Source organism: uncultured Ruminococcus sp. (assembly GCF_946415235.1).
Classification (GTDB): Bacteria; Bacillota; Clostridia; order Oscillospirales; family Ruminococcaceae; genus Ruminococcus.
On record NZ_CAMKRR010000054.1, the window covers coordinates 1 to 18,848 of the forward strand.

An 18,848-nucleotide genomic window follows, 5' to 3' on the forward strand; every position below is an offset into this window, starting at 1 on the left:
ATGACTACTTTTGAAGAACTCAAGCGCAGAGGTCTCCTCGCGCAGCTCACAGACGAAAAGGAAATAGAGGAGCTTGTCAATGCAGGCAAGGCTACATTCTACATCGGCTTTGATCCTACAGCCGATTCTCTCCACGTTGGTCACTTCATGGCGCTCTGCCTTATGAAGAGACTCCAGATGGCAGGCAACAAGCCTATTGTCCTCATCGGCGGCGGTACTGCCATGATAGGCGATCCTTCGGGAAAAACCGATATGAGAAAAATGATGACTCCCGAGACAATACAGCACAATGTTGACTGCTTCAAGAAGCAGATGAGCCGATTCATCGACTTCTCCGAGGGCAAGGCCATCGTTGTCAACAATGCGGACTGGCTCATGAACCTCAATTACATCGAAGTTCTCCGTGAGGTAGGCGCTCAATTCAGCGTAAACCGTATGCTCACAGCCGAGTGCTACAAGCAGAGACTTGAACGCGGACTCTCATTCCTTGAATTCAACTACATGATAATGCAGAGCTACGACTTCTACCAGCTCTTCCAGAAGTACGGCTGCAATATGCAGTTCGGCGGCGACGATCAGTGGAGCAATATGCTGGGCGGTACAGAGCTCATCAGAAGAAAGCTGGGCAAGGACGCTTACGCTATGACTATCACCCTTCTCCTCAACTCAGAGGGAAAGAAAATGGGCAAGACCGAAAAGGGCGCAGTATGGCTTGATCCCGAGAAAACAACTCCTTACGATTTCTTCCAGTACTGGAGAAACGTTGACGACGCCGACGTTATCAAGTGCCTGAAAATGCTTACCTTCGTTCCCGTTGAGCAGATAGAGGAAATGGAAAAGACTATGGAAGGCGCTCAGTTCAACGCTGCAAAGGAGCTTCTCGCATATGAGCTCACAAAGCTCGTTCACGGCGAGGAGGAAGCTGAAAAAGCAAAGGCTGCCGCAAAGGCTCTCTTCGGCGGAAGCGGCTCAAACGAGAATATGCCTGTTGCGGAGATAGACTCCGCAGACCTTACTGACGGCGCAATCGGACTCCTCAATCTCCTTGTAAAAGCAGAGCTCGCTCCTTCTGTTTCCGAGGCAAGACGTCTTGTACAGCAGGGCGGTATCACTGTAAATGACGAGAAGAAGTCCGATCCAAAGGAAATGATAAAGCTTGAGGGCGAGATCATAGTCCGCAAGGGTAAAAAGGCATTCAAGAAGGTCGTAGTCAAGTAAAAGTCAAATAATTACAAAACAGAAACAATTGCACAATTATGTGAATTTTCTGTTAACCCCTATTGACAAACATCATAATAAAAAGTATAATAAAGTTAATAAGTATTCTTTATTTGCATAATATGATCTGGGGGGATTTAATATGGCAAATACTAAAAAACGCGGCTTTACGCTCATAGAGCTGATAGTCGTTATCGCTATCATCGGAGTTCTTTCCGCTATTCTTCTGCCTGCTATGCTGGGATATGTCAAAAAGTCCAAGAGGACGTCCGATATAGCCAGTGCAAAGACCATTTACGAATCGGTAATGACTACCATATCGGCAAATGAGGACGCCGAGGAGTCTCTGACGGAAGAAAGCATCAAGGAAGAAAATGTTACCGTAAAGTACAACGGCGCGGAGGAGACCTATACTATCTGCATAGCCTGCACCAAGGACGGTGCAAAGAATGCGGGCGGAAACCGTTCCCTCTGGAGCGGCGGTGCTGAGGAGACCGAAACTTTCCAGAATGAGCTAAATGCTATTGTCGGAAAGGGTAAAACTCCCATAAAGTACACCAAATCCGAAGCAGGAAAGCCTCTCAACCGCTGGTTCATATGCTATCGGAAGGACGATGTTTCAAAGATAGAGGTATGGATAGGTGACGGAAACAGCAATACTCCCATATACAGAATGTATCCGAACAGAGACAGCGACTATGTATGATAAGTCATAAGAAATGAAAACGGACGCCGAAGGGCGTCCGCTTTGCATTTCAGACAGTAAAATCATAAAATGTCATAAATACCGACGAATTATAACCGCAGTCCAAAAACTTTTTCCTTATACTGTCCGCAGAAACAGCATTCCTTACGGTCTCTGCCAGCTTTTTGTATGTATTCTTCTCCGTCTCCGACATATCCGAAGTATTTTTCCCGAGAAGAAGCATATTGAAATTCATCTTCAGGTCGGCAACTCCGTCCGCAACTATATATTCGCCGCTCTGCGTCCTGAGATAGTAATAATCCACCTTATCCGAATTGCAGACGAACATTATCTGCGACGGTATATACGAATCACAGCCCGAATATGCGCCGCCGTTATAGTCGCTTATCTTGTCCTTTTCCCTGAATACCTTCACACGGGTTATATTCTCGGGATAATCCGTCTGCTCGCAGTAATTTATGAGATAATCCTCACCGAGCCCGTTCTGCAGCTCGTAGGAATAAGTAGGATAGTCCTGAAGTCCGCAGCCCGACAGTATCAGGCATAAAAGCGGTACCAAAAGGACATATGCCCTTCTGAAGCTCATATCGTTCCCCCCTGTTGAATAAAAGCGTCAGTCTGTCATCTGATGCAGAGATCGCTGAAGTCCCTGATAGTTGTCATCATTTCATATCCCATGTACAGAGCCATAATGGAAAATATGAACATACAGTACTTGATTATCATGATAAGCACCATATTCAGCGGCTTTACTCCGCCGACAGTCTTTATTTCCTCAGCAGGTCTATGATTTTTCTTTATTTTTTTCAGAGAATTGAGCGAAAAACGGTAATAGAACCAGTTTGAGAACAAACCGAACAATACCCTGACTACTATATCGGCACCTACGAATATCTCTCCCATCAGCTCGATCACGGACCTGTTTTCCTTCAGAATACTGATTATATCCGCAGGGACCCCCTTATCATACGTTATGAAATATCTGAGGTATTCGGGCATATCGAAGATTATGCTCAGTACCGCCGCAAATATAGCCCAGCCCCACATTTTCCTGTTTGCAAAGAAAAGCCACGGGAACAGGAGACTGAACAGATTGAAGGTCGGTCTTATGCCCTCGTCCTTCATCTTTTTGAATTTAGGTATATAATAAATAGTACTCGGACCTACAAAATCGGACATTTCCTTCATCGTCACGCCGCCCATATCCTCATCAGGATCGAGTCCGAGGTATTTTATGGGATTCATCAGCTCCTCGGCATCGGGCATAGTAAAGGTCTCACCCCAATGCTTTTCGCCGTTCGTTCCGCTGTTATCAGCCGTCTGCTCGTGAACTGCCGAAAGCTCTTCTCCGCAGCGCTGACAGGCTGTATCCGTTATCCTGTTGGGAAAGCTGCACTTAGGGCACACTCTGTACCTCGAAGGCTTATTCCTGTGCTTCCACTTCTCTCCAGCGGCATGAAGCTCCTCATTGGCACACCTGTTCCCGAGCATATAGCAGTCTCTGTGATGGGGAGTGCCGCATTCGGGGCAGACAACTATATCGTCCTCTGCTGTGAATTCCTTCTGACAAACAGGACACTGTTCACCAATGTATCTCATTTTCATGCCTCCTTTCTTACATCATTTATCATCTGCCTTATATTATACCACTTCTCTATGGAAAAAATCAAGCATTTCAGCATATTAAAAGCCCGCAGCATAAAAATTCAAAAAAAATTAAAAATACTATGGCAATTCTTATCAGGTTGTGGTATAATAGTATATAGTTTTGCAAAATAAAGCTTTTTAATGATTGGAGTGCAAGCTTTATGACATATAACAGGACCGATCTTGGCAGTGGTATAGGTTTCACTTCCATTATCGACAGTAAATTCAAGACCTGCTCGCTTGCCGTTTATTTCCTTACGGAGCTCAGCGCCGAGACCGCCGCTGTGAACAATCTCGCAGCAAGCATACTCACCGTATCGAGCAGCAGATACAGGACCTATGCGGCTCTTTCGGAGAAGCTCTCCGAGCTCTACGGTGCGGGGCTTACTTCATCGACCCGCAAAAAGGGCGACGCGCAGACATTATGTGTAAAAGCCTCATGGCTCGGCAATAAATACGCTATCGACGGAGAGGATATAGGCGGAGAGATGAGAGACCTCATAAGGGACTGTCTTTTCGCTCCCAACGCCGAAAACGGCGCTTTCGACGAAGAGTCCTTCAGGATAGTGAAGAAGGACCTCCTTGACAATATCAACAGCGAGCTCAACGACAAGCGAAGCTACGCTCTCATGCAGGCTGCAAAGACCGCTTACCGCGGTGAACCCGCAGCTACCTCAAGCTACGGCGTAAAGGAAGCAGCTCTTGCTGCCGATCCGAAGGACGCCTTCCGTGCTTACAAGGAGCTGCTGAGAACGGCTCAGATAGAGATATACTATGTTTCACCCGAAAAGGACGACTCTTTTGCGGAAATGTTCCGCGAAAGCTTCATGGGTATCGAAAGGGCTCCGAAAAGTGTTGATCTCAGGAACCACAGCCCTCTCAAAGCGGAGATCGAGACTGTCTCGGAGGAGTTCGACGTTAACCAGAGCAAGGCGGTATTCGCCTTCAAGACCGATTCCGACGACAGATACGCGCTGAAAATGCTCAGCATAATCTACGGCGAGATGCCGTTTTCAAAGCTGTTCCTCAATGTCCGCGAAAAGCTGAGCCTGTGCTATTACTGCACAAGCAGCTCGGTATCGGTAAAGGGCTCTTTCTTTGTGGATATCGGCGTTGAACGGGCAAATATAGAAAAGGCAAAGGCTGAGATACTGGCACAGCTCGAAGAGATAAAAAACGGCAATATCAGCGACGAGGAGATAACAAGCTCAATAATGGCACTGGACAATGCTGTATTGCAGATAGGCGATACTCCTTCCTCATATATCGGCTGGTACTTCGACTGCTTCTGCGACAAGGACATAATCACTCCCGGGGAGCACTTCAAGCGCTTCGCCGAAGTGACAAAGGACAGGATCATACAGGCGGCAAGGTCGCTGAGACCCGACAGCGTTTACCTCATGCTCAGCAAGGAGGTACAGGCTCAATGAAAAAAGAGACAATAACAAGCCAGCGCACAGGCGACAGCTGCATACACATCAAGCACGACAGCGGACTTGATATCTATATATGCGAAATGAAAGGCTTCAGCGGTATAGAAGCCCTCATCGGAACAAAGTACGGCTCTGTGAACACCATGTTCAAAATTGCCGCGGACAGCGATTATACCACAGTTCCCGAGGGAATAGCTCACTTCCTTGAGCATAAGCTCTTCGAGAACGAGGACTGCGGAGTTTTCGAGCTTTATGCAGGTACGGGCGCAATGTGCAACGCCTTTACTTCCTTTGACAAGACCTGCTATCTTTTCAGCTGCTCGAAGAATTATGAGGAGAACCTGAAAATACTCCTTGAATTCGTGCAGAAGCCCTATTTCACTAAGGAAAACGTGGATAAGGAAATGGGCATCATCGGTCAGGAGATACAGATGACCAACGATAACCCCGAATGGCGCGTTTTCTTCAATATGCTCAGGTGTATGTACCATGCACACCCCGTAAAAACGGACATAGCGGGTACTGTGGAGAGCATATCCAAAATAGATGCTCCCCTGCTCTACAAGTGCTACGATACGTTCTACAACCTTAACAATATGGTGCTTTCCATCGCGGGAAACATCAGTGCGGACAAGGTACTGGAAATATGCGACAGGTACCTCAGACCATGCGAGGACAAGGGGCTCGAAACAGTTTTCCCCGAAGAACCCGCGGATATAGTTTCACCCGAGGTACGCGAAACTCTCCCCATAGGAGCTTCCATATTCCAGATAGGATATAAGTGCAGACCTGCTGACGGCATAGAGCGCCTTAAACAGGTAGCTGCGGCATCTACGGCTTCATCACTGCTCACAGACCCCGCCCTGCCGATGTACGAAAAGCTTCTCAGGGACGGTGTCATAAATTCCACCTTCTGCGGCGAGATATTCTACGGAAGCGGCTATTTCACAGTGCTCTTCTCGGGCGAATCGGACTCTCCCGATGTTGTGCGGGAAGCTCTGAGCGCCGAAATAAACAGGCTCATCACAGAGGGGATAAACGAAAAGGACTTCCAGCGCATCAAAAAATCAGCCTACGGCATGATGATAAGAGAGCTCAACAATGTGGAAGCCGTTTCAAACCTCATGCTCAGCGCTCATATGGAAAATGTGGGCCCCTATGACTCAATAGAGGTGCTTTCCGAGCTTACAAGCAGCGATGTTACAAAGTTTATGCAGAAAGAGCTGCACAGCGACAGATGCGTTCTGTCTGTAATAGAAAAGGAGGCATAACAAATGACCACAGAAACATTTCTGGAAGAACACGAAATAGTGTTCCCGAAGCTGGGCTGGTCCTTCCACATCGACCCCACAGCTTTCACCGTATTCGGCTTTCGGATACAGTGGTACGGAATAATCATAACCCTCGGACTTATCCTTGCACTCTGCTATGTGCTTCCCAAGATGAAGCGCTTCGGCCTTGACTACGACAGAGCCATAGATGTTATAATCTTCGGCGTTATCGGCGGAATAATCGGCGCAAGAGTTTACTACGTGCTGATGAAATGGGACGAATACAAGTGGGACTGGAAGGCGATAATCAACACCCGAAACGGCGGACTTGCCGTGTACGGCGGTATCATAGGTGCCTTCATCATAGGATATATAGTCGCAAGGATACGCAAGGTCAAGGTCCTGCCGATGATGGATATAACCGTTATCGGACTTCTCCTCGGACAGGGCATCGGCCGCTGGGGCAACTTCATTAATCAGGAAGCCTTCGGCGTGAATACCGACAGTATCCTCGGTATGACAGGCGGAACCATACAGCGTACTATCAGCAATAATATGCAGATAGGCGGCGATATGTACTTCAATGACGTAAAGATGCTCTGGGAGGATCCCGTACACCCCTGCTTCCTGTACGAATCAGCATGGTGTCTGCTTGGATTTGTCGTTCTTGCTTTCTGGTCAAAGCACAGGAAGTACGACGGACAGCTCTTCCTCATGTACCTTTCATGGTACGGAGCCGAGCGCTTCATAGTTGAGGGGCTCCGCACAGACAGCCTTATGCTGGGAAATATCCGCATATCACAGGCTCTTTCGGCAGTACTCTTCGTATTGTCCGTAATATTGCAGGTAATGCTCTTCATTAGAAGAAAACGCGATCCCGAGAGCATGACGCTATATGTAAATACCGAGGAATCCCACCAGCTCATCGAGGAATCACGCAGAAAGCGCATGGGTATGTCCAAGGAGGACGCAAAGATCGACAGCGGCAAGGATCTCGATATACTTAACGATGATGATGACGACTTCGATATGTCGGAGCTGAGCATCCTCGATGATGATGACGATAACGAGGACAGCAGCGACGAAAAACAGGAAGCCGACAGTTCGGACGAAAAGTCCGATGATAACAAGGAGGATAAATAACATGGCACAGATCATCGACGGAAAAGCAGTTTCGGCAGCTGTAAAGCAGGAGGTTGCCGACGAAGCAGCAAAGCTCAAGGAAGAAAAAGGACTAAAGGTAGGACTTGCGGTAGTTATCGTGGGAAACAACCCCGCTTCGAGAGTTTACGTCAACAACAAGAAGAAAGCCTGCGAAGCAGTTGGATTCCAGTCATTCGAGTACGCTCTTGAGGAATCCACCACACAGGAACAGCTCCTCGACCTTGTGAACGTGCTCAACCGTGACGACAGAGTAAACGGTATACTGGTACAGCTCCCCCTGCCGAAGCATATCGACGAAAAGGCTATAATCAACGCTATTTCTCCCGAAAAGGACGTTGACGCATTCCACCCCATAAACGTGGGCAGGATAATGATAGGCGATTATTCCTTCCTCCCCTGCACTCCCGCAGGCGTTATGCGCCTTATCGAGAGCACGGGAACCGATATCACAGGCAAGCAGTGCGTAGTCATCGGCAGAAGCAATATCGTAGGCAAGCCTCAGGCAATGCTGCTTCTTCAGAAGAACGGAACAGTTACTATCTGCCACTCCAAGACAAAGAACCTCAAGGAGGTATGCCTCGGAGCTGATATCCTTGTAGTTGCTATCGGAAAGGCTAACTTCGTAACAGGCGATATGATAAAGGAAGGCGCTGTGGTCATCGACGTTGGTATGAACCGCCTCGACAACGGCAAGCTCTGCGGCGACGTTGAGTTCGAGTCCGCGGAGAAGAAGGCTTCATTCATTACTCCTGTTCCCGGCGGCGTTGGTCCCATGACTATCGCAATGCTCATGAAGAACACCCTCACAGCTGCTAAACAGCAGGCAGGGATAGAATAATTTGTAGGGAACGCCGCCTCGGCGTTCCTTTTTTTGTAGCGGCGAACATCATTAGCCCGAAATCAACGCAAAAAGCTAACGGGCGCACAGCTCTGCATATAGCATTGCCAGCCAAATCACAGATTTGGGGCACTGCTTAACTGTGCGCCCCTACAGACAAAAAGCGCAGCAGGGCAATTATTGCGGGCGACGTGTAGGGGCTGATATCTGACAGGCACCCGTACCCTACATTCTTAGCTCTTAGTTCTGCTAATCACTAATAGCTAATAACTAATCACTAAAAAGCGGCTGATTACTGCAAATTGCTACATTATCCCAAAGCTATTGACAATTAATCCGCAAACGTGTAAAATAGTAATGTATGAGTTTTTATAATGCTATTTTCCGCATATTTACAGGCAAACCAAACAGCGGAAGCTCTAACAAATGATTTAACTGAAGGGTGATATATTTGGTATTCAGCAGCTTGGAATTTATTTTCATATTCCTGCCTGTTTTCTTGATAGCCTATTCGGCATCTGAAAAAAAATACAGAAACATCGTTTTACTGGTCTCCGTGATAATAGCCGGAATAGATATGTTCTATGTCATGCGGCTCATAAGACCGCTTCCCGTCCTTATCTATGCAGCAGCCGCTGCATGGCTTTTATTCGAGTCAAACACAGCTTCGGAAAAACGATACCGATGTGTCGTCATTCTCTTCGCGAGCGCAGTCGCAGGCTACGTCCTGTTCCATAATTTCGGGCTTTTACAGCCGATCCCCATAGCACTTTTCCTCGCCGCAGCAGCTTTTCTGCTCATGCAGGCGTATTCTTCCACACGCATAGGCTATCAAAACCTTATCATATTCACGGGAAGCGTCATATTTTACAGCTTCGGCGTAAAAAAGCCGGTATATATCATGCTTTTCCTGCTGACGGTACTGCTCAACTTCATAGTGGGACAGTTCATTGAGAACAGCAGGTATATCAAAAAGCTGTGGCTCACATTCGGCATACTTTTCAACTTCTGGTGGCTGATATTCTTCAAGTACTGGACCTTCGGCACGGAAAACATCAATCACTGGTTCGGTCAGAGCTTTACCGTAAAGGATATTATCCTCCCTATAGGCATAAGTTTCTACACCTTCCAGAACGTATCATATATAATCGACGTATACAGGGGCAAGGCTCAGGCTGAAAAGAACCTGATAAACTACGGCGCATACATCACTATGTTCCCTCAGCTCATTGCAGGTCCTATAGTCACATACGACCACGTTGCAAAGGAGCTGAAAAGCCGTACCCACTCTATCCGCAGTGTTGAGGACGGCCTCAAGACCTTTACCATAGGTCTCGGCTACAAGGTGCTCATTGCCAATCAGATAGGCGGTCTGTGGAGCGATATCGCTACCATAGGCTACGAAAGCATATCCTCGCCGCTGGCATGGCTGGGTATATTCGCTTATTCATTCCAGCTCTACTTCGACTTCTGCGGCTATTCCCTCATGGCAATCGGTCTCGGAAGGATAATGGGCTTCAATATCCCACGAAATTTCGACCACCCGTACATATCCCTGACTATGACGGAGTTCTGGCGCCGCTGGCACATGACCCTCGGCACATGGTTCAAGGACTATATCTATATCCCACTCGGCGGAAACCGCAAGGGCGACGGACGAATGGTTTTCAATATGCTGGTGGTATGGCTTTTCACAGGTCTCTGGCACGGCGCGAGCTGGAACTTCGTACTCTGGGGACTTGTCCTGTTCCTTATAATAATGAGCGAGAAATTCTGGACAGGCAAGACTCTGAACAGGATAAAGCCCCTCGGACACGCCTACATGATACTCATAATACCGATCACATGGCTTATTTTCGCTATTACGGACTTCCATGAGCTGGGTATCTACTTCAAAAGGCTCATCCCCTTCCTGCCGCAGAAGACCTACGCGGTAATGGAGGGCGACTATAAGCAGTACTGGACAGAATACTGGAAATACTTCGCAGCAGCCCTCGTTTTCTCCACAAGGCTGCCCGAAATGATTTACAAGAAGATAAAGCACTCTTTCATTACAGCTTTTGCGCTGCTTGCGGTATTCCTTGCGGCAGTCTACTGTATGTACAAGGGAATGGACGACCCGTTCATGTATTTCAGATTTTAAGGAGAGAATAAATTGAGCAAGTTAAAACAATGCATATATACACTTATACTGCTGGTCACCTGCGTTGTGGCTTCGCCGTTCATATATAAGCAGATATGGAAAAACAGCGAGCTGAAACAGCCTAAGGCTGCCGCAAAGGATACCACGGTCTCCACACAGCCCGCCGAGACGACTACCGCTCCCGCAGAGGGAACTACCACAGGAACTCAGGCTCCCTCGGACGCAGCTGAGACAACGACGGAAACAACTACCGAGCCGCCTGCACCGCAGTCCAACTTCGTGGAAAGCGGCCCCGAATACTTCGACGACGCTCTGTTCATCGGAGACTCGCGTACAGTCGGCATAAAGCTCTACGGCACACTGAAAAATGCGGATTATTTCTGCGATCAGGGTCTTATGGCAGCCCGCATAGACGAGTCCACCGTGGATAACATGACGGTATGGGACAAGCTCCGCAAGAAGCAGTACGCAAAAATATACATCATGCTCGGAGTTAACGAGATCGGAAACGATATCGAGGGAACTACCGCAAAGTACAGACGTCTTGTTGACGGCGTCAAGGAGCTCCAGCCCGATGCTGTCATCTTTTTGCAGGCAAATCTCCACGTTGCTTCCTACAAGGAGGACGCCATCATAAACAATGAGAGGATAAATGCCCTCAATTCCAATCTTCAGGCAATGGCTGACAACAGCAAGGTATATTATATAGATGTAAACGGTCAGTTTGACGACGCAAACGGCGCTCTTCAGGAAGAGCTTACAAGCGACGGCGTCCATGTACTGGCGAAATACTATACGGACTGGTGCACATGGCTGTGTCAGAACACTGTTCCCGTCAACCCCGCTGCAACTACCGCTCCGTCGGCAGATAATAAGTCTCAGACTGAATATACTTCTGAAGCAGAGACGACCACACAAAACAAAAAACCGCAGAATGAAGAATTCTCCAACATATAAGTTAACTGAAAGGAGCTTAAAATGGCAGAACTCAAAGTAGGCTACACAGGCAGGACCGTTTACAATTCCACATTCACCATACTCGAATTTCTCGGCGGCGGCGGACAGGGAAACGTATACCGCGTTGAGTGCAACGGAAAGCAGATGGCTCTCAAATGGTATCACAAGTCCACCATCGACAAGATGAAAAATCCGCAGGAATTCTACGAGAACCTCAAGGCAAACATAAAAAAAGGCGCTCCCACAAAGGCTTTCCTGTGGCCCGAGGAGCTCTCCAACTGGGTAGACGGCACTTTCGGCTATATCATGCCCCTCCGCCCGTCAGGCTACGAGGAGCTGACACGCTTCCTCCTGTGGGACCCCAAGACCCGCCGCATGAAGGCAAGCTTTGCAAATATAACCGCTCGCTGCAACGCCGCAATAAACATTATCGAGGGCTTCCGTGCCCTGCATAACGACGGCTACAGCTATCAGGACCTCAATAACGGCAACTTCTTCATCGACCCGAAAAACGGCGATGTGCTCATTTGCGACAACGACAATGTATCCGAGCGCGGCGTGAACTTCGGCATAGCAGGCAAACAGCGCTATATGGCGCCCGAGGTAGTTCTCGGCGGCGCCCCCGACAAGCGCTCCGACCGCTTCTCGCTGGCAGTCATACTCTTCCGTATGCTTTTTATCGAGCATCCGCTGGAGGGCAAGTACTCCACTCCCCCGTGTATGACTCCCGAGCTTGAAAAGAAGTTTTACGGCTCAGACCCTGTATTCGTACTCGACCCCGAGGACGACCGCAACGCCGCAAACAATCAGCTCAACACGAATACTCTCCGCTTCTGGAAGATATATCCCGACTATATCCGCGACCTTTTCATAGAGTCCTTCGGAAAGAAGTCGGTACAGCCGCCTTACGACCGCGTTATCGAAATGACATGGCTTGACGCTTTCGTGAAGCTGAGAAGCGAGACCGTTCCCTGCCCTCACTGCGGCAAGGAGACCTTTATCGCGCCGAAATATTCCGTGAACTGTATGTACTGCGGCGGTCAGCTGACCTGCACCGAGAGTATAAAATTCAAGCGCTTTGAGCTTCCCGCATTCGGCGGAGCCAAGCTCTATGAGGGTATGGCAAGCGATACCGAGGGCGACTTCCACAAGATAATAGGCGAGGTTGTCCGCAACAAGAAGGACCCGAGCAAACACGCTCTCCGCAACCTCTCCAATGATACATGGAGCGTAAAGCTCCCCGACAATACGGTAAAAACAGTAGACCCGCAGGGCATAATGCCCATAAACAAAGGTTTCGTCCTTACTATAGGCAGAAGCGAAGGCACTGTAGAATGATAAAAACCCGAAACAGTTAAACTGTTTCGGGTTTTTCAGTTATCAGCGATCAGCAAAAAGGGCTGCCAGAGGCAGCCCCTACGATCTTGGTTCCGAGTTCTCAGCACTATTCATCCTCATCTTCTTCGTGAGCATCGTCATCAGTGGGAAGCACCTCAATAATGACCTTTTCAACATTCTGCTCGTTTACCTCTGCGGCAGTAATGCGGAATATACCGCACTCCGCTGTCTCGCCTGCCTCGGGGATATGCTCCATGACGTCCGTCACCCAGCCTCCTACGGAGGTGTAATCAGTAGTTATCATATCCTCGTCAAGGTCCAGCATCTCCAGCATATCACTTATGCTCATATCGCCTGCCACCTCGTACTTATCGGGAGCAAGCATCATTATATTTGTCTCTATCTCGTCGTCCTCGTCGTAGATCTCGCCCACAAGCTCTTCTATGATGTCCTCAAGGGTGACTATTCCCTTTGTACCGCCGTACTGGTCAATGACTACGGCAAGATGTACCTTTGAGCGCTGCATATCCCTCATAGCCTCGCTAATGAGCTTTGTATCGGCAATATGCGGTACTTCCTGTATGATAGGTGTGATATCACTGCCGCCCTCCACCAGCATCTTGAAAAATGCCTTATTTGTGATGATACCCTTGATCTCATCGAGACTCTTTTCATAAACAGGCAGTCGGGAGTACATTTCACGGCTGAAAAGCTCCTTTATCTCGTCGATAGATGAGCCGAGCTCCACGCCTATGACCTTGACACGGGGAATGAGTATCTCATTTACGGTTATCTCATCAAATTCAAGAGCACTTTTTACCAGCTCGCTCTCCTGTTCCTCGATAACGCCCTGCTCCTCGATCTCGTCGATCATATACTTGAGCTCGTCCTCGGTAACGCTGGGAGCTTCATCGCCCTTTGAGACCAGTGACGAAAGCTTGTTCAGCAGCCAAACGAAGGGCTTGAAAAGTCCCACGAGGAATGTGAGGGGCGGAGCAAATGCAAGAGCAAGCTTCTCCGCGTTTTTCTTGGCATAGGATTTCGGCAGTACCTCGCAGAACACAAGCACGAGCACAGTTACGACTATAGTGGATATGGCAGGACCTTTGGCTCCGACGAGCTTGATGAAAATAAGCGTACTCACCGAAGAAGTTGCGATATTCACGATATTGTTGCCGATAAGCACGGCTGTAAGGACTTCGTCGAAGCGATTGGCAAGCTTTAAGGCTTTTTTCGCTTTTTTGCTGCCCTGTGCCTCATAATTCTTGAGACGCAGCTTGTTTACGCTGGAATAAGCCGTTTCAGTCCCCGAAAACAGGGCTGAAAATATCATCATTGCTATGACGAGAACTATCTTCCATATATCTGAACTGTCCATATTATTCCTTTCCTTATATAATAATGTTACTATTATAACATATAATTACAGAAATAGCAAGTTCCGCGAAGAAAAATCTCCCGTTCCCTTATTTATGACGCGCACACGGCGGCGCAAGCCTTGCGCTTATAAGTAATTACTCATTTTCACTATTGTCCCATACCAACCTATTACTAAACCCTTTAGTTATTGCAGCTCCGCCTGCTTTGCAGACGCCAAATGTTACGACATTCCAAAAAAGTATCGCTTTTTATTGATGCTGAGGCTTGTTCATCACCTTAATAATACTGTATATTCGCTTTAAAATCAATGCTTTAAAAATATTTTATTATTTCTCCCCTCCTGAAAAGACTTTCAACGAAATAAAAATTTTTTTCTAATTGATATGACATAATGGCACAAGCATTGATAATATACCGGTGTGTAACTTTAGAATAAAATGAGAGTGAACTCTATTAACATACTAAAAAATTAATAAAAATCTGTTGTAATTGATAAAAATATGTGGTATAATAGCTAAAAATAAAAAATATATTTTGGCGCTTAGACTTTTCACAAAAACATGGTACTAATAAGTGAAAAGGCAGAAAATAACCTTGAGAGGAGGCAGCTCCTATGGATAACGGTGCAAGTAGCTACCACCGTTTCCTTGAAGGCGATGATGAAGGCCTGCATGAGATAATATGCGAATATCGCACGGGACTAACTCTGTATATCAACAGCTTTGTGCAGAATATACACACTGCTGAGGAATTGATGGAGGATACCTTTGCAGAGCTTGCGGTCCGATGTCCCAAATATTCAGGGAAAAGCTCATTCAAGACATGGCTCTATGCGATAGGTCGTAACATAACAGCGAAATATCTGCGAAAGCATACGAAATTCAGTATTATTCCGCTGGAATCGCAGGAATATCTTGCCGATGAGGAAAATATCGAAGGGAATTACATCAAAAGTGAACAAAAGGTTGTTTTGCATCATGCTTTGCATAATTTGAAACCTGAGTACCGACAAGCATTATATCTTGTTTACTTTGAAGATTTCAATAATGCGGAAGTTGCCTTGATAATGAAGAAAAGCAGCAGACAGATCATCAATCTGCTGTATAACGCAAAAAATGCGTTGAAAAAAGAACTGGAAAGGGGCGGCTTTGAATATGAAGAGTAATTATGAGTTATATCAGAGTGTCCTTTCCAGACGAACCGAACACAGAAAGAAAAAAGAACGACAGAAGCGAATAATCATGCATACTGTTCCTGTTATTGCCTGCCTGTGCCTGACTGTAGGGCTGGGACTGGGGTACTGGAACTACTCGAGGAATATCCCGTCTATACCATCGTCACCTGATATTGTTATAGAAGTTTCGACGACTACTGCTGAAGCGAATTCGCAGGTATCGACGGTAAAGACTTCCTCAAAAACCACGGTCTCGGCCACAAAGACCGTAAAAAATACCGCAACTGAGACAACCAAGACGGAAAAAGAAACGACTTCCGCTGCGAAAACAAGCACAAATGCCGAAACAACAGAGGCAAATACGACCGAAACTATTGCTGATCCCGTGACAGAACCGTCCACTCAGCAAACTTCTGTTATCGAAACAACAGTGACCGTTACAATGACAACTCAAAGCAGTGTCAGTACAACTGCACAATCAAATAGCAATAATTCTCATCCTGTAACAACTACTTCAGGCGGTAATAACATGGGTGAGGTTTTCTCAAAAGTTTACATTGACGGAGTTGTTTACTACTATATTGGAACTGATGACAGTGGGGATGACGGAAAAAATGAGTATACTCTTGATGAATTTCTCGGTTATGGTACAGATTTTGAAGGCATTTTCCATGACGATCCGACAGTAAAGTTCTATACAATACTTGAATCCGATGATATAGTTGTCGCAATAAAAAAAGGAGAACAGATACCGTTTACAAGGAAACTGCCTTTTAAAGAATAAAAAAGTAAGGAGTGATCTTATGAAAAACAAGAAGTTTATCGCAATGATCACAGCTGTAATGTGCTGTGCGTGTCCATTTACTTCTGCCGGTATGGCTGAGAATGTTTTTGCCGAGTCATCAGAGGGCGGTTACGAGCTCATTACCAACGGCACAAAGAAAATGACACTTTCAGATGTCAAAGAACTTGCCAAAAAAGGCGCTGATCTATCATGGGCTGATTTCGGACCATATGAAGCCCAATGGAGCGACACTGGAGCTTTCTGTACATGTTTTATCACTCTTGAAGATGGATTTTGTCTAAGTGTTGGAGGAAATCCGGCTGAACCGCCTACGATTGTATGGTTTTATAAGGATAAAGCCATAAATGGTTTTATTGATATTCGTAAAGATGATATCGATGCTTTTATCCAAAAAATGACAAATAATGAAGAGCAGTCGGGTTCAACTGATTCTCCTTCATCGTATCAGCTCCCTGAAATCGAATATACCTATGACGATATATTTGCTATGACAACGGAAGAAGTAGTTGCACTTTTTGCTGAAAAAGGTCTGACACAGGAAAAGGGCTATTATGTTTACGGTCAGGGTGACGATGCAGAGTACGTGTTTCCGCATTTGTGGGAAGTTTTGATTTTCTCCGATGCTTATCTCTCAGATCAGACAGTTGAGGAACTTCTGAAGAAATATCCTCCTATGGATAATGGAAATCAGTTGTATTGTTCAGGCAACAGCATATGGAACGAACAAATGATAAAGAGCTCACTTGCTCTGCCCGAGGAGTATTTTGATTATAATGTATTCGAAGATCGTCTCTACGTTAATGAAAAAGGAAGCACAAAGAAGAGCAGTATCGCCTGTGACTGCATCATAAGATGCACGCTTACCGACAAAAAAGAATATGCAGCTGCGCGTAATGCTGCACTGAATTATTTGCAGCTGCGGTCTGACTTTGATTCGTTGAGTATAGATGGGGAGATACCTTATTACGGTAAGGAAAAAGCTGAAAAAAGCGCTGCTCAGAAACTTGCGGAAGAGATCGCCGAGTATATGGATAATAACTCCATTCATGGAATTACTTGTTATTCAGATAAAAAAGTAGGCATATCCTATCCCGAGGAGTATGATACGCAGGTAAGAGTCTATGTTGCACAACTCGATACTGAGGGCGTTGATATAGACTTCGATCCTCATGGACCAGGCTATGATTTCAGCGGTACTCTTACAATAGATGACTATGCAGCGGGAATACAGAATTATATGAACAGAAACTCACTTTACGGATTTGCTGAGGTATATAAAGAAAGCGGTGTTAAAAAGATACGAGTTGTTGTTCAAAAAGGAGATTATGCACAGATGACTGAATACATTTCAGGACTTGGTCTTGACGAAAGCCTTATAAAATGTGTTCATTTCGGAATAATAGGTCAGGATGACGGGGAAAACATGCAGTCTCTTAAAGGTGATGCAAACGGCAACAAACTTATAGACGCAGTAGATGCTTCTATAATTCTCGCCAACTACGCGAAATATTCCACATCATCTGACAAGCCTGCTGAGAGCGAGCTTGCTGTACAGGATGTAAATGGAGACGGGTTTATAGATGCAGTAGATGCATCAAGTGTTCTCACATATTATGCATATGTATCTGTCGGCGGAAATCTAAGTTTTTCTGAATACTTAAATGATCCAAAGGCTGCGATTACGACAACAACAGCTGTAACGACGACAACTGTAATAACTACAATAACTACTACGAAAGTAACAGCGAAGCTTTCGGGAGAACTGATACCTATTCCGAATGACAGAACTGATATGCCTGTTATACGCGGTATCAGTCTTGCAGGAAGTTTATATGGCTCTGAGGAGTTTAATTCAAAAAAGCCTTCACTATCTGGAATTCGCTGTATTTTTGGTTTGGAGGAAGAAATCATAGCTACTCTTGATACGGACACAAAATCAGGAATAATAATGTACATCTTTAATCACAAGGACGATCAGAGTTACTATGAGACTGCAAATTACAGTATGCCAATTGCATATGGAGTGGCTTCCTTAAAAGATGGAGTGATAATAACTAGTATTGGCGATGGCGATGGTGGAGATGATCGAGGATATTACGATATGGTATTTGTATATGACGGTACTGCTTTTGCAAAGCTTTATATCCGTGTATATTATAATGAATTGATAAACAAATCAGATGCCGAACTTGAAAAGCTTATGCACGAACAGTTCTCAGAAGTCTTACTTGAGAAAACTTTCGTGTACGAATCGGACGATGATTTAATATCAGTATGCCTTGCTCAGATTATTGTTCCAAAGGACGCATTTAATGATAGTCAGAGTGAAAAATGGGGTAAGTACAATGTTAAGCTGTAAGTATAGTTAATTCCCGATACGTATGATTACAGAACCAATATATTAATACCCCGAAGTGTAATTTCTCGAAATATTAGTCATATAAACATTAGCCGACTTTGTTCAATGAATAAAGTCGGCTTTTTATATATTCGATTGTCTTGTTCTGATTTGGTGTTTTACACATATAGCGTTATTTCTGTTTGAATTTGAATTAGCAAGGCAACCTTACTTTTTAACACCATATAAATGTGAAAAAGCCCACTCATTTGAGTGGGCTCAGCTTGTCAAAAAAGTCCAGCCTTAGCTTAATGTCATTAAGCTAAGGGAAAGAAAAATAGTCACAGGAATCAGAAATAGATCCTGTGACTATTTTTATGAATATAATGTAAATTTTTGCAAAAAGGTATTGACAAAAAGCCGAAAATGTGCGGCG

15 protein-coding genes are annotated in these 18,848 nt (G+C 45.9%); 12 read left to right on the forward strand and 3 right to left on the reverse strand.

Features of this window, described 5'->3' with window-relative positions; genetic code table 11:
* Positions 1-1,218: tyrosine--tRNA ligase (gene tyrS / locus Q0R37_RS10160; RefSeq protein ID WP_294754066.1), on the forward strand; the 1,218-nt coding region annotated here is incomplete at its 5' end.
* 142 nt (positions 1,219-1,360) lie between these two features.
* A complete protein-coding gene (locus tag Q0R37_RS10165; protein ID WP_294754068.1) occupies positions 1,361-1,924 on the forward strand; it encodes a type II secretion system protein in 564 nt (187 codons plus the stop codon).
* Positions 1,925-1,973: 49 nt separating this feature from the next.
* Here the strand turns inward: Q0R37_RS10165 and Q0R37_RS10170 are convergent, their stop codons facing one another.
* Entirely contained in the window at positions 1,974-2,510 is a 537-nt protein-coding gene (locus Q0R37_RS10170; protein WP_294754071.1) for a hypothetical protein, read from the reverse strand.
* Positions 2,511-2,545: 35 nt separating this feature from the next.
* Positions 2,546-3,523 (reverse strand): RING finger protein, encoded by a 978-nt coding sequence (locus tag Q0R37_RS10175; protein WP_294754074.1) that lies wholly within the window; start codon positions 3,521-3,523, stop codon positions 2,546-2,548.
* 209 nt (positions 3,524-3,732) lie between these two features.
* On the opposite strand from Q0R37_RS10175, the gene Q0R37_RS10180 reads away from it, so the two are divergent.
* The 7 genes from Q0R37_RS10180 (at position 3,733) to Q0R37_RS10210 (ending at position 12,715) form a co-directional block, all read left to right on the forward strand.
* On the forward strand, positions 3,733-5,001 hold the full coding sequence (locus Q0R37_RS10180; protein WP_294754076.1) for an insulinase family protein: 1,269 nt from the start codon (positions 3,733-3,735) through the stop codon (positions 4,999-5,001).
* On the forward strand, positions 4,998-6,275 hold the full coding sequence (locus Q0R37_RS10185; RefSeq protein ID WP_294754078.1) for a pitrilysin family protein: 1,278 nt from the start codon (positions 4,998-5,000) through the stop codon (positions 6,273-6,275). Before Q0R37_RS10180 ends, Q0R37_RS10185 begins: the two co-directional genes overlap by 4 nt.
* 3 nt (positions 6,276-6,278) lie before the next feature.
* Positions 6,279-7,418, forward strand: coding sequence for a prolipoprotein diacylglyceryl transferase (lgt, locus tag Q0R37_RS10190; RefSeq protein ID WP_294754081.1), 1,140 nt, complete (start codon positions 6,279-6,281; stop codon positions 7,416-7,418).
* A gap of 1 nt (position 7,419) precedes the next feature.
* The gene (gene folD / locus Q0R37_RS10195) at positions 7,420-8,277 is read left to right on the forward strand and encodes a bifunctional methylenetetrahydrofolate dehydrogenase/methenyltetrahydrofolate cyclohydrolase FolD (protein ID WP_294754084.1); all 858 of its coding nucleotides are present in this window, start codon (positions 7,420-7,422) and stop codon (positions 8,275-8,277) included.
* 577 nt (positions 8,278-8,854) lie between these two features.
* A complete protein-coding gene (locus Q0R37_RS10200) occupies positions 8,855-10,420 on the forward strand; it encodes an MBOAT family O-acyltransferase (RefSeq protein ID WP_294754087.1) in 1,566 nt (521 codons plus the stop codon).
* Positions 10,421-10,432: 12 nt separating this feature from the next.
* The gene (locus tag Q0R37_RS10205; RefSeq protein WP_294754088.1) at positions 10,433-11,377 is read left to right on the forward strand and encodes a GDSL-type esterase/lipase family protein; all 945 of its coding nucleotides are present in this window, start codon (positions 10,433-10,435) and stop codon (positions 11,375-11,377) included.
* Between the two features lie 21 nt (positions 11,378-11,398).
* A complete protein-coding gene (locus Q0R37_RS10210) occupies positions 11,399-12,715 on the forward strand; it encodes a protein kinase (RefSeq protein WP_294754090.1) in 1,317 nt (438 codons plus the stop codon).
* 106 nt (positions 12,716-12,821) lie between these two features.
* On the opposite strand, the gene Q0R37_RS10215 is transcribed toward Q0R37_RS10210, so the two are convergent.
* Entirely contained in the window at positions 12,822-14,093 is a 1,272-nt protein-coding gene (locus Q0R37_RS10215) for a hemolysin family protein (protein WP_294754093.1), read from the reverse strand.
* 615 nt (positions 14,094-14,708) lie between these two features.
* Between Q0R37_RS10215 and Q0R37_RS10220 the strand changes: the two genes are divergently transcribed.
* The 3 genes from Q0R37_RS10220 to Q0R37_RS10230 all read left to right on the forward strand — a co-directional run bounded on the left by Q0R37_RS10220 (position 14,709) and on the right by Q0R37_RS10230 (position 18,433).
* Positions 14,709-15,260 (forward strand): sigma-70 family RNA polymerase sigma factor, encoded by a 552-nt coding sequence (locus Q0R37_RS10220; protein ID WP_294754095.1) that lies wholly within the window; start codon positions 14,709-14,711, stop codon positions 15,258-15,260.
* The gene (locus Q0R37_RS10225) at positions 15,250-16,053 is read left to right on the forward strand and encodes a hypothetical protein (RefSeq protein WP_294754098.1); all 804 of its coding nucleotides are present in this window, start codon (positions 15,250-15,252) and stop codon (positions 16,051-16,053) included. The genes Q0R37_RS10220 and Q0R37_RS10225 overlap by 11 nt, the downstream gene beginning before the upstream one ends.
* A gap of 91 nt (positions 16,054-16,144) precedes the next feature.
* On the forward strand, positions 16,145-18,433 hold the full coding sequence (locus Q0R37_RS10230) for a dockerin type I domain-containing protein (RefSeq protein ID WP_294754101.1): 2,289 nt from the start codon (positions 16,145-16,147) through the stop codon (positions 18,431-18,433).
* Positions 18,434-18,848 lie beyond the last annotated feature (415 nt).

What these genes read in the sequence shown, in the direction of transcription:
- Q0R37_RS10180 (WP_294754076.1), top strand. Translation starts at nt 3,733, where the DNA reads ATGACATATAACAGGACCGATCTTGGCAGTGGTATAGGTTTCACTTCC.
- folD (WP_294754084.1), top strand. Translation starts at nt 7,420, where the DNA reads ATGGCACAGATCATCGACGGAAAAGCAGTTTCGGCAGCTGTAAAGCAG.
- Q0R37_RS10230 (WP_294754101.1), top strand. Translation starts at nt 16,145, where the DNA reads ATGGCTGAGAATGTTTTTGCCGAGTCATCAGAGGGCGGTTACGAGCTC.
- Q0R37_RS10200 (WP_294754087.1), top strand. Translation starts at nt 8,855, where the DNA reads ATGTTCTATGTCATGCGGCTCATAAGACCGCTTCCCGTCCTTATCTAT.
- Q0R37_RS10185 (WP_294754078.1), top strand. Translation starts at nt 4,998, where the DNA reads ATGAAAAAAGAGACAATAACAAGCCAGCGCACAGGCGACAGCTGCATA.
- Q0R37_RS10175 (WP_294754074.1), bottom strand. Translation starts at nt 3,523, where the DNA reads ATGAGATACATTGGTGAACAGTGTCCTGTTTGTCAGAAGGAATTCACA.
- Q0R37_RS10220 (WP_294754095.1), top strand. Translation starts at nt 14,709, where the DNA reads ATGGATAACGGTGCAAGTAGCTACCACCGTTTCCTTGAAGGCGATGAT.
- Q0R37_RS10210 (WP_294754090.1), top strand. Translation starts at nt 11,399, where the DNA reads ATGGCAGAACTCAAAGTAGGCTACACAGGCAGGACCGTTTACAATTCC.
- Q0R37_RS10215 (WP_294754093.1), bottom strand. Translation starts at nt 14,093, where the DNA reads ATGGACAGTTCAGATATATGGAAGATAGTTCTCGTCATAGCAATGATG.
- lgt (WP_294754081.1), top strand. Translation starts at nt 6,279, where the DNA reads ATGACCACAGAAACATTTCTGGAAGAACACGAAATAGTGTTCCCGAAG.
- Q0R37_RS10165 (WP_294754068.1), top strand. Translation starts at nt 1,361, where the DNA reads ATGGCAAATACTAAAAAACGCGGCTTTACGCTCATAGAGCTGATAGTC.
- Q0R37_RS10225 (WP_294754098.1), top strand. Translation starts at nt 15,250, where the DNA reads ATGAAGAGTAATTATGAGTTATATCAGAGTGTCCTTTCCAGACGAACC.
- Q0R37_RS10170 (WP_294754071.1), bottom strand. Translation starts at nt 2,510, where the DNA reads ATGAGCTTCAGAAGGGCATATGTCCTTTTGGTACCGCTTTTATGCCTG.